At 49.5% G+C, this 14059-nt stretch carries 15 protein-coding genes and 2 tRNA genes; 3 read left to right on the top strand and 14 right to left on the bottom strand.

The annotated features are described in order from the left end of the window. Nucleotides 1–2 precede the first annotated feature (2 nt). The 9 genes from JKP77_RS21605 to ybgC all read right to left on the bottom strand — a co-directional run bounded on the left by JKP77_RS21605 (nucleotide 3) and on the right by ybgC (nucleotide 5533). Nucleotides 3–78 (bottom strand) — tRNA-Lys (locus tag JKP77_RS21605). A 44-nt stretch (nucleotides 79–122) separates the two neighbouring features. Further along, nucleotides 123–198: transfer RNA gene (locus JKP77_RS21600), tRNA-Lys, on the bottom strand. Nucleotides 199–426: 228 nt separating this feature from the next. After that, entirely contained in the window at nucleotides 427–1230 is an 804-nt protein-coding gene (gene ybgF / locus JKP77_RS21595) for a tol-pal system protein YbgF (RefSeq protein WP_218313252.1), read from the bottom strand. Then, complete coding sequence (gene pal, locus JKP77_RS21590) at nucleotides 1230–1796, bottom strand: peptidoglycan-associated lipoprotein Pal (RefSeq protein ID WP_218313251.1); 567 nt, start codon at nucleotides 1794–1796, stop codon at nucleotides 1230–1232. The genes ybgF and pal overlap by 1 nt, the downstream gene beginning before the upstream one ends. Nucleotides 1797–1836: 40 nt before the next feature. Continuing rightward, entirely contained in the window at nucleotides 1837–3192 is a 1356-nt protein-coding gene (gene tolB / locus JKP77_RS21585; protein ID WP_218313250.1) for a Tol-Pal system beta propeller repeat protein TolB, read from the bottom strand. Nucleotides 3193–3194: 2 nt separating this feature from the next. Next, nucleotides 3195–3977, bottom strand: a complete 783-nt coding sequence (gene tolA / locus JKP77_RS21580) for a cell envelope integrity protein TolA (RefSeq protein ID WP_218313254.1) — start codon at nucleotides 3975–3977, stop codon at nucleotides 3195–3197. A gap of 23 nt (nucleotides 3978–4000) precedes the next feature. Beyond that, on the bottom strand, nucleotides 4001–4423 hold the full coding sequence (gene tolR, locus JKP77_RS21575) for a protein TolR (RefSeq protein ID WP_218313249.1): 423 nt from the start codon (nucleotides 4421–4423) through the stop codon (nucleotides 4001–4003). A gap of 38 nt (nucleotides 4424–4461) precedes the next feature. Then, nucleotides 4462–5145: a protein TolQ gene (tolQ, locus tag JKP77_RS21570; protein WP_218313248.1), complete on the bottom strand. Its 684-nt coding sequence runs from the start codon at nucleotides 5143–5145 to the stop codon at nucleotides 4462–4464. Further along, a complete protein-coding gene (ybgC, locus tag JKP77_RS21565) occupies nucleotides 5135–5533 on the bottom strand; it encodes a tol-pal system-associated acyl-CoA thioesterase (RefSeq protein ID WP_218313247.1) in 399 nt (132 codons plus the stop codon). Before ybgC ends, tolQ begins: the two co-directional genes overlap by 11 nt. 214 nt (nucleotides 5534–5747) lie before the next feature. Here ybgC and JKP77_RS21560 point away from each other — a divergent pair, with 214 nt between their 5' ends. Beyond that, nucleotides 5748–6050 (top strand): hypothetical protein, encoded by a 303-nt coding sequence (locus tag JKP77_RS21560; RefSeq protein WP_218313246.1) that lies wholly within the window; start codon nucleotides 5748–5750, stop codon nucleotides 6048–6050. Here the strand turns inward: JKP77_RS21560 and ruvB are convergent. Genes ruvB through aspS form a run of 5 tightly spaced genes read right to left on the bottom strand, consistent with a single transcriptional unit; the run spans nucleotide 6008 to nucleotide 10411 of the window. After that, nucleotides 6008–7027: a Holliday junction branch migration DNA helicase RuvB gene (gene ruvB / locus JKP77_RS21555; RefSeq protein ID WP_218313245.1), complete on the bottom strand. Its 1020-nt coding sequence runs from the start codon at nucleotides 7025–7027 to the stop codon at nucleotides 6008–6010. The genes JKP77_RS21560 and ruvB overlap by 43 nt on opposite strands. A gap of 28 nt (nucleotides 7028–7055) precedes the next feature. Continuing rightward, on the bottom strand, nucleotides 7056–7673 hold the full coding sequence (gene ruvA, locus JKP77_RS21550) for a Holliday junction branch migration protein RuvA (RefSeq protein ID WP_218313244.1): 618 nt from the start codon (nucleotides 7671–7673) through the stop codon (nucleotides 7056–7058). Nucleotides 7674–7689: 16 nt separating this feature from the next. Further along, nucleotides 7690–8208 carry a crossover junction endodeoxyribonuclease RuvC gene (gene ruvC / locus JKP77_RS21545; protein ID WP_218313243.1) on the bottom strand — a complete coding sequence of 173 codons (519 nt, stop codon included), beginning with the start codon at nucleotides 8206–8208 and terminating at the stop codon, nucleotides 7690–7692. Continuing rightward, the gene (gene nudB / locus JKP77_RS21540; RefSeq protein WP_218313242.1) at nucleotides 8208–8648 is read right to left on the bottom strand and encodes a dihydroneopterin triphosphate diphosphatase; all 441 of its coding nucleotides are present in this window, start codon (nucleotides 8646–8648) and stop codon (nucleotides 8208–8210) included. Before nudB ends, ruvC begins: the two co-directional genes overlap by 1 nt. Beyond that, nucleotides 8648–10411: an aspartate--tRNA ligase gene (gene aspS / locus JKP77_RS21535; RefSeq protein WP_218313241.1), complete on the bottom strand. Its 1764-nt coding sequence runs from the start codon at nucleotides 10409–10411 to the stop codon at nucleotides 8648–8650. Before aspS ends, nudB begins: the two co-directional genes overlap by 1 nt. 226 nt (nucleotides 10412–10637) lie before the next feature. Here aspS and JKP77_RS21530 point away from each other — a divergent pair, with 226 nt between their 5' ends. Then, nucleotides 10638–11513, top strand: a complete 876-nt coding sequence (locus JKP77_RS21530) for a DUF72 domain-containing protein (RefSeq protein WP_246601330.1) — start codon at nucleotides 10638–10640, stop codon at nucleotides 11511–11513. A gap of 284 nt (nucleotides 11514–11797) precedes the next feature. After that, complete coding sequence (locus JKP77_RS21525; RefSeq protein ID WP_218313240.1) at nucleotides 11798–13966, top strand: S9 family peptidase; 2169 nt, start codon at nucleotides 11798–11800, stop codon at nucleotides 13964–13966. The last annotated feature ends 93 nt before the right edge of the window (nucleotides 13967–14059 follow it).

The following is a 14059-nucleotide window of genomic DNA, read 5'->3' as shown; positions in this document are numbered from 1 at the left end:
GATGGTGGGTCGTGCTGGATTCGAACCAGCGACCAATTGATTAAAAGTCAACTGCTCTACCAACTGAGCTAACGACCCATCAAGAGGGGCGAAAAACGCGTACTACACAGTGGCTGTGAAGATGGTGGGTCGTGCTGGATTCGAACCAGCGACCAATTGATTAAAAGTCAACTGCTCTACCAACTGAGCTAACGACCCATCGTTTTATCGCTTGTTGCCTTGCCTTGGCAACGGGCGCATATAATACTTATTTCCTGAGGCTGTGCAACCCTTAAAATGCTATTTATTGCACTTTTCTTTCAAATCGCGTTTAAACGCTCAAAATGAAATCAAATCGTTCAGGAATTCTACGCACCGCTACAGAACATAGACCATAACAACTGTTTTTTCGATGAAAAAAAACCTCTCGCGAGGAGAGGTTTTTTATTAAAGACCTGAGAGTCTGGACTCAGCCAGTTTTCTTGCCGATGAATCTGGATATTGTGATATCACCTGCTGAAAGAAGTCTCTTGCAGACGACGCATTACCCTGACGCTCGGCGATAACACCCAACTTCAATAATGCGTCCGGCCGTTTGGTCGAACTGCTAAACCGGTTGGACACAATCTGGAACTGCTCTTCAGCTTCCGCCCACGATTGCTTATTAAACAATAATTGTCCAAGCCAGTAATGCGCGTTAGGCGCAAATTCACTGTTGGGGAATCGTTGGATAAAGGCCTGAAAGGCAGGAATCGCTTTATCGTACTCGCGAGACTTCAGAATAAGGTTTACGGCATTATCATATGCGGCAGCCTCATCTTGCCCTGCTGGCGCAACAGGCTGTGAACTTCCCGCGCCAGGTTCGGTGACCGGCGTAGTTGTTTGAGGTCCACTCGCTGAGCCTCCACCAACACCTGCCTGCTTAAGTGACTCAACGCGTTTATCAATCTCTAAATAGAGCTCACGTTGACGTTCAAGCACCTTTTCCAGCTTATTGGTATTTACCTCAAGCGCGCCACGAAGTTCATCCACCTCGCCCTGCATGGTATCGATTTGCTGCTGCAGACGATGTTGCATGTCAGTCCGGCTATCAACCATACGCTCAAGGATAGCAATCCGCTTTTCGAGATTGTTATCGTTGCCGTTTACGTCATAAACCGGGGCTTGTGCTGAGACACCTGCAGATACGGCGAGGGCGGCACTCAAGGTGACGCCCCGCAATATGTTTTGTCGAATAACGGTATTAGCCATTACTGATAAACAACCACTCCGCGACGGTTCTGAGCCATTGCGTACTCAGTTGATCCCATCACAGCAGGTTTTTCTTCACCGTAAGACACAACAGAAATCTGTGAACTGTTAACACCCGCATTCATCAGATACGTTTCTACTGCCTTTGCACGACGCTCGCCCAGCGCGATGTTGTACTCTGGCGTACCGCGGCTGTCTGTGTGGCCTTCAATTACTACGTTCTGATCCGGGTTTGCAACCAGGAACTCTGCATGCTTATCAAGCAAAGAGCGGAACTCTGCTTTAATGCTTGAACGGTCGAAATCGAAGTAAACCGTTTGTTCGTTTTTCAGTGATTCCAGCTCTTGCTGAACCATCTCTTCTTCGCGCTGCATGCGCTCAGCCGCTTCTGCTTTAACACGCTCAGCTTCTGCCTGACGCGCTGCTGCTTCTGCTTCAGCTTGTTCTTGTGCCTGACGGTTACGCTCAGCCGCTAACTCTTCTTCACTTGGTCCTGATGAACAAGCCATCATAGTCACCACTGGCAAGGCGATAATGAAACTTTTCATTACTTTATTCATTTGCATCCTCTTAATCCTTATATTTATTCATCAATATTTGAGTTTGTTAAAACAAAAATGGTGACCAACTCGGCGACTTAACTTGTCCATTGGCTGCTGGTAACCTAGCCTTAAAACGCCCATCAAGCGATACAAGGGATAAAACCTTTTTACCGTCATGTAATGTGCTGTATATAATCATGCTTCCGTTCGGCGCTATACTTGGTGACTCATCCAGATACGTTCTGGTAAGCACCTGAGGCGCACCATCATCAACTGCCTGTTTGGCGATATGGTAATTTCCGTTGGTTCTGTTTACCACAACCATTTGTTTACCATCCGGGGTAATCGTGCCCCCAAGATTCTGCTCACCAACAAACGTAAGACGTCTTACATTCCCTGATGATAAATTTACGCTATAAATCTGAGGTTTACCACCCCGTTCAGAGCTAAATATCAGGCTTTGCCCATCTGGCGCCCAGGCAGGTTCAGTATCAATGGCACGATTTCGGGTAATTCTGCGCAGGCTTTTAGTCGCCAAATCCATGACGTAAATCTCTGGGTTTCCATCTTTCGATAGCACCATCGCCAGCTGCTTGCCGTCAGGGGAAAAAACAGGACTTCCGTTAATGCCTGGGAAATCAGTCACTTGCTCGCGCTTTGCGGTGTAGATATCCTGAATAAAAATCTGCGGGCGCTTATTTTCAAAGCTGACGTACGCAATTTTTTCACCGTTAGGTGACCATGATGGTGACATCAGAGGCTCTGGTGAAGATAGCAGACGGATCTCATTTTCACCGTCGTAATCTGCAATCACAAGTTGGTATGGAAGTTCATTCTTTTCGCGGTCGCGAACGATAACATAGGCAATTCGGGTTAAAAACGCACCGCGAACGCCGGTTAGCTTTTCATAAACCACGTCACTGATTCGATGAGCATGAGTTCTGAAATCGGTCCCGGATATGATGGATTTACCGCGCGCGATAATATGATCCTGGCTGGAGACCAGCTGGCCATTTTTCAGCGATTTATTCTGTCCCTTGGTAACCTGCCCGCGCAACACGTCAATGAGTTCGTAGGTAACCACATAGCGATCCACGGACTCCTGCTCGATGGTGCCTACCAGGATTGTGTCGGCACCGGTGCTGGCCCAGCTTGAATAGCTGACCTGAGAGTCGGTTTCCGGGTATTGCGGTAGGGAATCAACGGGAAGCGGGTTAAATTTACCACTGCGCATGAGATCGGCGCGAATGACTTTATTTAATTCACCCGGCATGCTGCCGTCGCCTTTCCATTTAAACGGGACAATACCGATAGGTCTCGCGCTATCAACCCCTTCGGTAATAACAATTTCCAGCGTAGCCTGTGCGGCCGAACTGATCATGGCACATATCAGCACCAGTCCAATTCCGAATTTTCTCATTATCACTGCATTTCCACTTTTAAAGTAATATCTTTTAACTGCTCATAGACATCCGGAGCATCAGACACTGGCAGTTCTTCTGCACGTCTGACAGCACTTTCCGCTGCCCGACACAAGGCATCATCACCACCCAGCACGCGAATGCTGGTCACATAACCGGTAGTCGCCAGCCGGATATTTATCCGACAGGTTTTTCCGTTATAGCTATCGTCATCTATAAGATACCGTTTTATCGTCTGCTGGATCAGTGCCTGATATCTTTCCACCTCAGTCATCACCTGTTGTCGGCGACGCTGTTGCTGAGCAGCCTGCTCTTGTGCAAGTTGCTCTTGCATGATCCTTTCCATTTCTGCTTTTTGCTGCGCTTCTTTCTTTTTACGCTCGGCTTCAGCCTTTTCACGGGCCTCTCGCTCCTTGCGCTCTTTCTCCTTTTGCGCCGCCAGTCTTTTCAGTTCCTGCTGACGCTGACGTTCAGCCGTTTCGGCTTCACGCTTTTCACGGGCGCGCCGCTCTGCCAGGGCCTTCTGGCGCTTTTGCTCCGCCGCTTCCTGTGCTTTACGTTCGCGTTCCTGCTCTTCAGCCCTGGCCTGAGCCTCAGCTTGTGCCTGGGCGCGTTTTTGATCAGCAATTGCCTGAGCATCAATGAATGTTGCTTCAATCATGGGGGCGTTTGATGGCGCGGCCGGAAGCGGGTCCGGCGAAAAACTGACGCTAATTAGCAACATTAAAGCAATGACAGCGTGAACACCCAGCGATTTGTATACCGACAGGGCTTCTGGTGACATATTGGCGAACGGATTTTTCTTGCTCAAGGTTCCACCGGATCCGTCATTAACCCAACCGTTGGTACGCCAGCCTGCTGCAACAACACCATCAACTGAATGACTTCGTTATACGCAACCTGCCCGTCTCCTTTCACCACCACTGGAGTTTGTGGATCTTTCTGAAGCTGAGCTTGTACCACAGCGGCTAGTTCGTCTCCGGCAAGCGGACTTTCCTGATCCTCTCCTACATTCAGATAGTAGCGGCCTTTCACATCGACAGACGCAATCAGCGGCGGTGTATCTTCCTGTTCAATCGGGTTTGCGCTGGCTTTTGGCAAATCAACTTTAACGCCCTGAGAGATGAGTGGTGCGGTTACCATAAAAATAATCAGCAACACCAACATCACATCGATATAGGGCACGACGTTGATTTCAGATACCGGGCGACGGCGTTTTCGTACATACATAAACTATCCTCCTAGCAGGAACAGTGCCGAAGTACCACTTACTGCGGTGCTTGCTGGGCAGCAGCCTGGCGATGAAGGATGGCAGAAAACTCTTCCATAAAGTTGCCGTAGCTATTTTCGAGCTTTTCTACCTGATGGCTGAAGCGGTTGTAGGCTATTACTGCCGGAATTGCGGCAAACAAGCCGATTGCTGTTGCGATCAGTGCCTCTGCAATTCCCGGCGCTACCATCGCTAATGTTGCCTGCTGCACTTCGCCAAGTGCGATAAAGGCGTTCATGATGCCCCATACCGTGCCAAACAGGCCTATGTAGGGACTGATCGAGCCGGCGGTAGCCAGAAAAGGAAGACGGCTTTCCAGCTGGTCAATTTCGCGGGACATGTTTACCCGCATAGCACGGTAAGTCCCGTCAACAATACCAGTTGTGCTGGTGTTGCTTTTACGCAGGCGCACAAACTCTTTGAATCCAGCACAGAAAATACTGGCCATGCCGGAGACATTGGGTCTGGCTGAAAGCTCCTGATACAGACGGTTGAGATCTGCACCGGACCAGAATTTATCTTCAAACTGACGCATTTCACTTCTGGCAGCATTCAACGCTTTGCTGCGCTGAAAAATGAATGCCCAGGAAGCAACGGAAACACTTAATAACAACAACATCACCAGCTGTACGATAAAACTGGCTTGTAAAAACAATCCGATAAAAGTGAGATCAGACTCCACGCGATATATCCCCTAGCAAAGTGCGCGGCAGGCGACGAGCTTTCATCTTCGCCAAATCCACACAGGCAACCTGTATTTCCGCAGTGACCAGTTGGTCTTGCTGCGTGTTTTTTATAACTTGTTTAAATGTCATACTAGCGCCCCCTAATTCTACAATTTGCGTCTCAATACTCAACAGTTGATTGAATCGCGCGGGCGCGTGGTTATGCATTTCAACCCGTTTGACGACAAAGGCAACGGATTGTTCCATTAAGGTATCTTGCTCGTATCCGAGCGAACGTAACCATTCCGTTCTGGCACGTTCAAAAAATTTCAGATAATTGGCGTAATACACAATTCCACCAGCGTCGGTATCCTCGTAATACACCCGAATCTGACATGTATGCATAGTTATGCTTCCCACAGTACAAATATTAATACCAAGCGTCATTTCATATCGCTAAATATGCATAAAAACTCAGTACATTTACAAGCCTCAAGGCCTTTAAAAGGTAACACTTTAACCAGAAAATGATGCTATTTTAACAGCAGCTTTACACATTAGTTTTTCTTATCTAAAAAAACAATTTTCCTCAATTGCAAGAAACCCGGACGTCTCTATAATGCGCGCCATCAGTCATACAGAGCGTGATGGCGAAAGCGGTCATGCGAGAGTTTTTCTCCTGTTAGACATGAGTTCCCTGGATTTATTTCCTTCAACACTTGTTGTTTTAGCCCGTTCTTTTGAGCGGGCTTTTTTTTATCTGAAATCCTCACCGGTTAAACATTTTCATCCAACGCACTCGGCAGCATTCAATCAGTGTGAAGACGGGGAGTGCCCGCCCGTGATAGACGGGCAAGCGCAAAAAAGAAAAGTAAATGCCTATACCGGGTTTGCCGGCGAGTTCGGCGTAAAACCGAAATGAAGATAAGCACGCTGCGAGACAATCCTGCCACGTGGCGTTCGCTGTAAGAATCCTTGTTGGATAAGAAACGGCTCAATCACATCTTCAATGGTTTCTTTTTCTTCGCCTATGGCTGCCGCCAGATTGTCCAGTCCAACCGGACCACCATCGAATTTATCGATAATCGCCGTGAGTAACTTTCTGTCCATATAATCAAAGCCCTCTTTATCGACATCGAGCATGTCCAGTGCTTTGGCAGCCACATCTGCACTCACGCTGCCATCGGTTTTGATTTCCGCATAATCCCGCACTCGTCGAAGTAACCGGTTAGCAATACGCGGCGTACCTCTGGCACGACGGGCGACTTCCTGCGCCCCACTCTCTTCCATATCCATATTCAGGTAATCCGCACTACGCTTCACGATTTGGGTCAAATCTTTTACCGAATAGAATTCGAGACGCTGTACTATGCCAAACCGGTCGCGCAATGGTGACGTCAGTGAGCCTGCCCGCGTTGTAGCTCCCACCAGTGTAAATGGGGGTAAATCCAGTTTAATCGAGCGTGCAGCCGGGCCTTCCCCGATCATGATATCCAGTTGATAGTCTTCCATTGCCGGATACAGAATTTCCTCTACTACCGGACTTAAACGGTGGATTTCATCAATAAACAGCACGTCGTTGCGCTCAAGATTGGTCAGTAACGCTGCGAGGTCGCCTGCTTTTTCTAACACCGGGCCTGATGTGGTTTTGATATTCACCCCCATCTCATTGGCTACAATATTGGCCAATGTGGTTTTCCCGAGTCCGGGAGGACCGAATATAAGCAGATGATCCAGCGCATCTTCACGCTTACGCGCTGCCTGAATGAAAATTTCCATCTGCTCGCAGACGTGGGGCTGGCCGGTGTAATCATCCAGCATTTTAGGCCGGATAGCCCGGTCAATCACTTCATCTTCGGTGTTAGAGGTGGGCGTTATAAGACGGTCCGCTTCAATCATGTTGTTTGTACCTAACCTGAATAGTCGATTAAATGGCTGCTTTTAGCGCTTCGCGGATAACCGCTTCACTTTCCATACCGTCCTGATAAACGCTGCTTACCAGTTTGCTGGCCTGTGCAGGCTTATAACCCAGTGCCACCAGCGCGCTCTGCGCCTCTTCTCTGGCGTCGTTTACTGCCACAATCGTCTGTCCAGACAGGTTGTCAGCAGATACTGGTAGCGACACGCTCTCTGACTTACCAAATTTTGCCAGACGATCTTTCAATTCAACAACCAGCCTTTCGGCCGTTTTTTTACCGATACCCGGTAAGCTCACCAGGGCAGAGACATCCTCATTCTGCACACTGGTTAAAAACTGGGGCGCTGACATGCCAGACAAGATAGTGAGCCCCAGTTTGGGGCCAACCCCATTGGCTTTAATCAATTCTCTGAACAGTCCACGCTCCATTTTGTCAGCAAAGCCAAACAGTAGCTGGGCGTCTTCGCGCACCACAAAATGGGTGAACACGGTGACACTTTCTCCCACTGCGGGAAGCTGGTAAAAGCTTGTCATCGGCATCTGAATTTCGTAGCCCACGCCGCCCACATCTATCAATACTTCAGGTGGCTGCTTTTCTATCAGCGTCCCCTGTATTCTTCCTATCATTTTTACTACCTGTTAATTAGCGCATTCTGCCACGGACGGTTTTTCTTACCTGCCCTGCCATACTAACCAGACTCTGCTCGGTGTGGGCATGGCACAAAGCCACCGCAAGCGCATCGGCGGCATCCGCCTGGGGGGTGCCGCTTAAATTCAGCAGATGCTTCACCATGTGTTGCACCTGGGTTTTATCCGCACTGCCTTTGCCCACTACGGCTTGCTTGATTTGTCTGGCCGAATATTCCGCTACCGGCAGGGATGCCTGCGTGGCAGCGACAATCGCCGCTCCGCGTGCCTGTCCCAGCTTAAGTGCTGAATCCGGGTTTTTAGCCATAAACACCTGCTCAATGGCAAACTGCTGTGGCGCATACTGACGGATAATATCGCCAACCCCGGTGAAAATATTTGCCAGACGCTCTGGCAGTTCATTGGTGCCTACCCGAATACAACCGCTGGCAACATAGACAAGTTTGCCCTGTTGTCGCTTAATAATACCGTAACCGGTAATGCGTGACCCTGGATCTATACCCAGTATTATCATTAAATGCGCTCCGGTACAAATTGCGTGATGGCATCACGATTAGAAGGCGACCACAGACGCGCGATAGCCTCATCGCGGGCTACCCATTCGTATTGCGTATGTTCAGTAAGGTGTATTGGATGACGGCTGTCAACCTGCGCAAAGAAGACGTGCTCGGTATTATACTGCGTTCCTGGCGGATACCGGTGACGCCAGCGCGAACGAATTTCAAAACGATTGGTATGGTGGCAATCCGTTATTGCCGAGGATACCGGATCTAAGGAGATGCCCGTTTCCTCTCTGACTTCGCGATAAGCAGCTTCAATAGGACGTTCGTGTTGCTCTATCGTGCCGGTAACCGATTGCCAGAACTCAGGATCATCGTCACGCTGCATAATGAGAATACGGTGGTGCTGATCAAACAGCACCACCAAAACAGACTCCGGACGTTTAAGCGCCATTATTCTGCAGACTTTTTCACCGTAGCAATCGCAAGCTCTTCCAACTGCTGTGGATTTGCAGGACTTGGCGCGTCTGTCAGCGGGCAGGCTGCTGTTGTGGTTTTCGGGAACGCCATCACATCACGTATTGAGCTTGCCCCGGTCATCAGCATCACTAATCTGTCCAGACCAAACGCGAGACCCGCGTGGGGCGGAGCACCAAATTTCAGAGCTTCTAAAAGGAAACCGAACTTGTTTTCAGCCTCTTCTTCGTTGATACCGAGAATAGTAAATACAGCAGACTGCATAGCCTGGTCGTGAATACGTACCGAACCACCGCCAAGCTCGACACCATTTAGTACCATATCGTAAGCATCAGACAGCGCGCCTACCGGATTTGCTTTCAGCTCCTCTGCACTTAAATTGCGTGGTGAGGTAAACGGGTGATGTAGCGCGTACAGGTTACCGTCAACTTCTTCAAACATTGGGAAATCAACCACCCACAGTGGTTTCCATTCGCCCTGCAGCAGTTCGAAATCTTCACCCAGTTTAAGCCGCAGTGCGCCCATCGCCTCGGTAACAACAGTGGCATTGTCAGCACCAAACAGCAGGATATCGCCGTCCTGTGCGCTCGTGCGCTCAAGCAGCGCATCAGTAATGTCCGCACTCAGGAATTTCAGAATAGGAGACTGTAAACCGTCCTGACCCGCTGAGGTTTCGTTGACTTTCACCCATGCCAGACCTTTCGCGCCATAGATGCCAACGAACTTGGTGTATTCGTCAATTTGTTTACGCGACAGGCTGGCACCACCCGGCACACGAATAACCGCTACGCGCCCTTTCTCGTCATTAGCCGGGCCACTGAACACTTTGAAGTCGACGTCTTTGAGCAGATCAGCCACGTCAACCAGCTCAAGCGGGTTACGCAAATCCGGCTTGTCACTACCGAAACGACGCATCGCTTCTTCGTAAGTCATGCGCGGGAAGTCGCCAAGGTCGACGTCCAGCATGGTTTTAAAAAGGTTGCGGATCATGCCTTCGGTGATTTGCATCACACCATCGGCATCTAAAAACGTGGTTTCCAAATCGATTTGGGTAAATTCAGGCTGACGGTCAGCGCGTAAATCTTCATCGCGGAAACACTTTACGATTTGATAGTAGCGGTCCATGCCAGACATCATCAACAATTGTTTAAATAACTGCGGAGATTGTGGCAGCGCGAAGAACTCACCTTTATGCGTCCGGCTTGGTACCAGGTAATCACGGGCACCTTCCGGCGTGGCTTTGGTCAGGATAGGCGTTTCGATATCTAAGAAGCCGTCCTCTTCCAGATAGCGGCGTACCGCTGCGGTGACTTTGGCCCGGAACTGCAAGCGCTGACTCATTACGGGACGACGCAGGTCCAGATAGCGGTAACGCAGACGCTGCTCTTCCGAGTTTTCCTGATTCCAGTCCAGCGGCAGTACCGCGCTTTTGTTAATCACTTCAAGACCGGTTCCCAGGATCTCGATTTCGCCTGTCCGCATGTCTTTGTTGACCTGCCCTTCAGGGCGTCCGCGCACTTTACCGGTCAGCTTGACGCAGAACTCGCTGCGTAGCGTATTGGCAATGTCCAGTACGTCAGGTAAATCAGGGTCAAAAACTACCTGTACAATGCCTTCTCGATCGCGCAGATCGATAAAGATTACGCCACCTAAGTCACGACGTTTGTTTACCCAGCCACAAAGTGTGACTTCCTGACCGATGTATGATGAATCGATGTTCCCACAGTAATCTGTGCGCATGGTCCTTGACCCCTGATATTTTTATACGTGTATGATGCCGATCACTTATGTCACTGTTACCTGAAAACGAGCAATTACTGCTACTCTTTACCGGCCCCGGGAGGCAAATTATCGGAGCAGAGGATCAGGCGTGCTACAAGTGCAACGCATTGGATAATTTAAAGGCCGCATAGTATAAACAAATGCTTCGTAAAGCCCAATGACAAAAACACGGAAAGATGAGGTTATGTCTGCTGAAAAACTCCCGCCAGTCTATTTAGGTTTACCAATGTGGCAACATCCCTGGTGGCCGGCGAACTGGTTTCAGCGTTCAGAGGCCCGACACCAGCAATTGCGCTTTTATTCCCGACACCTGAATAGTGTGGAAGGCAATACTACGTTTTATTCACTCCCACATGAAGATGCAGTACACCGTTGGAATGACGCAACGGATGACGCGTTTTCTTTTACATTCAAATTTAATCAGCTGATTTCTCATGAAAAAAAGCTGATTCACTGTGAACAGGACGTGGCACAACAACTTCACTTGTTGTCGCCATTGAAGCAAAAGCTGGGTGTCGTGATGCTGCAGTTGCCCGCGTCTTTTGGGCCTGCGGGACTGCCTTTACTTGCTGACTTTTTACGCGCCCTGCCCCGTACTACGCAGTATGCTGTTGAAGTACGCCATCATGAGTTTTTTGCCAAAGGTGACGCAGAGCGCGCGCTGAATCAATTGTTGATTCAGCAGCACGTTAACCGGGTAATTATGGATACCCGGGCTTTATTCAGCGGACCGACTACCAGCGACATCGTGGCGGACGTCAGGCAAAAAAAGCCCAGAGTGCCGGTAAATGTGATAGCCACAGGCACTGCGCCGGTTGTGCGGTTTGTTGGTAATGATAACGAACAGGACAACGCGCGTTGTCTGACACCATGGGTTAGCAAGATTCATCAGTGGCGCACCGAGGGCCGTTCGCCTTACCTTTTTATTCACCGTCCTGACAATAAAGATGCCCCCTGGCTGGCGCAGCAATTTGTCGATTTGTATAACCAGCGCCACCCGGCACATGCACTGGCAGATATTGGCATCCATCATACGCCCGATCAGAACACGCTGTTTTAAGGATGAGGTGAACAATTCGTAAGGAAGGGATAATTTTATCTGCAGTTCACACTGCGCGATACAGTCAGGTCTCTGCGCGAACTTAAAGCCACATACACATTTTGAAACAGTGTCACCTGCCATGAACCGTACAATCCTGATTGACTGTCACGCCGCTGCTCACTAGTCTGTAATTCCAGCCTGACGCGTTACCCTGCAAATCTGACTTTGGCATAGCAGTGGGTATTCCAGGTAAAAGGCAGTTTTTACGATGTGCCCGATCTTCACTAAGGAAATAAATAGAAATGAAAAGAACATGGATTACACTGGCCGTGATTGGCGTATTGAGCGCCTGTAGCGAACAGCCGTCGAAAACAGAATCGACTGCAGCGCCACAGGAGACCCTTTCTCTGAATACGCAAGCAACACCGCCGGTTGCCAAAAAAGTGCCCCACGAATTAACCGCACATGGTGACACTCGGGTAGATAATTACTACTGGATGCGTGATGACGAAAGAACCGATCCGGAAATTATCGCGCATCTGGAAAAAGAAAATGCGTATACCGACAACGTGCTTGCGCCTCTGAAGCAGGACAGAGAAACACTTTTCGAGGAGCTTGTTGCCCGGGTGCCAAAAAACGATGCCACCGTACCCTATCTGAAAAATGGCTACTGGTATCACACCGAATATGAGGGCGAAAAAGAGTATCCGGTTTATCTGCGCAAGCCTGAAAAAGACGGTGAAGAAAGTGTACTGCTGGACGTCAATGAACTCGCGGAAGGTCACGATTACTATAGTGTCGGGCAGCTATCAGTCAGCACCAATAACAACCTGCTGGCATACTCTGAAGACACCGTCAGTCGACGCGTCTATACCATTCTGGTAAAAAATCTCGAGACCGGCGCCCTTCTTGAAGACCGCCTTGAAGACACCTCTGGCGAAGTACAGTGGGCGAACGACAACACCCACCTCTACTACATCAAGAAAGATTTACAAACCCTGCTTGGCTATCAGGTATATCGCCACAAACTGGGTACGGACCAGTCTGAGGATGTGCTGATATTTGAGGAAACTGATCCGACGTTTTACACCGGCATGAGCAAGAGTAAAGATGGCGACGTCATTTACATTCATCACAGCAATACCGAAAAGAAAGGTGTTACCTTAATTGATGCGAATGACGCCAACGCGACAGCCGAACCTTTCCTGCCAATCCGGGAAGGACTGGAGTATCACGTTGCCAAACTGGACGATACCTATTACATCCTGACTAACCATCAGGCAAAGAATTTCCGCATTATGAAAGTGGCTGCAGACAGCACGGCAGACATTAACGCCTGGGAAGAAGTGGTGGCGCACGATCCGGCTATTTTCCTTAACGGCATGGAAGTTATGCAGGGTTATCTGGTCACCAGTCAGAAGAAAAATGGGATCCCGAGCATGATGGTTCGCAACCTGGAGACAGGCAACGCGAAGACGATCCCCATGGCCGATCCTATCTTTAACGTGGGTTTCTATAACAATACGCAAATTAACGCCGACAGCGTGCGTATCCGGTATGCCTCGTTAACGACACCACCGTCGGTGATTGACGTAAATCTGGCAACGCTGGAAAAAGACACGCTGAAGCAGGAACAGGTCAGCGATGACTTTAACGCTGACAATTACGCGTCTGAGCGTCTGATGGTGCCTGCCGGAGACGGTAAAGAGGTTCCCGTTTCTCTGGTTTATCGTAAAGACAGCTTCAAAAAAGACGGTACCAATCCACTTTATCAGTATGCGTATGGTTCTTATGGGCACACTATCGATCCCAGCTTTGCACGCAACTGGCTAACGCTGGTAGATCGCGGATTCGTAGTAGCCATTGCGCATATTCGCGGCAGTCAGATGCTGGGACGCGAGTGGTATGAAGACGGCAAAATGGGGAACAAGATTAATTCCTTCACCGACTTTATTGACGTTACGACATACCTGACCCAAAACGGATACGCGGATGCATCACGTGTGTATGCCATGGGCGGCAGTGCCGGTGGACTACTGATGGGCGCGGTAGCGAATATGTCGCCGGACAGCTACGATGCGATTATTGCCCATGTGCCCTTCGTTGACGTGGTAACCACCATGAGTGATGCCTCGATTCCGCTGACAACCGGCGAATACACTGAGTGGGGTAATCCCGCCAATGCCGACGAGTACCAGTACATGTTGTCCTATTCACCGTATGATCAGATGAAAGCACAGGATTATCCTCATATGCTGGTGACCACGGGTTTGCATGACTCGCAGGTTCAGTATTTTGAGCCCATGAAATGGGTCGCTAAGTTGCGGGAGATGAAAACAGACGACAACCTCTTGCTGTTTGACGTCAACATGGAAAGTGGTCATGGCGGCGCATCTGGTCGTTTCGAGCGTTTGAAACGAAGTGCGCTGGAATATGCGTTTATCTTCGAGCTGGCTGGCGTCGATCTGTAAGTCAGGTTTACGTAAACTGTGTCGTCCTAATATAGGTTGACAGTTATTAGGCCAGCTCTCGAAGCTGGCCTTTTCTATTGTGCACTGCGTTAG

The sequence above is a fragment of the Alteromonas antoniana genome, assembly GCF_019249295.1.
Lineage (GTDB): Bacteria > Pseudomonadota > Gammaproteobacteria > Enterobacterales > Alteromonadaceae > Alteromonas > Alteromonas antoniana.
Note: the sequence above shows the minus strand (reverse complement) of the source record. Positions and strands in the feature narration are given on the sequence as shown.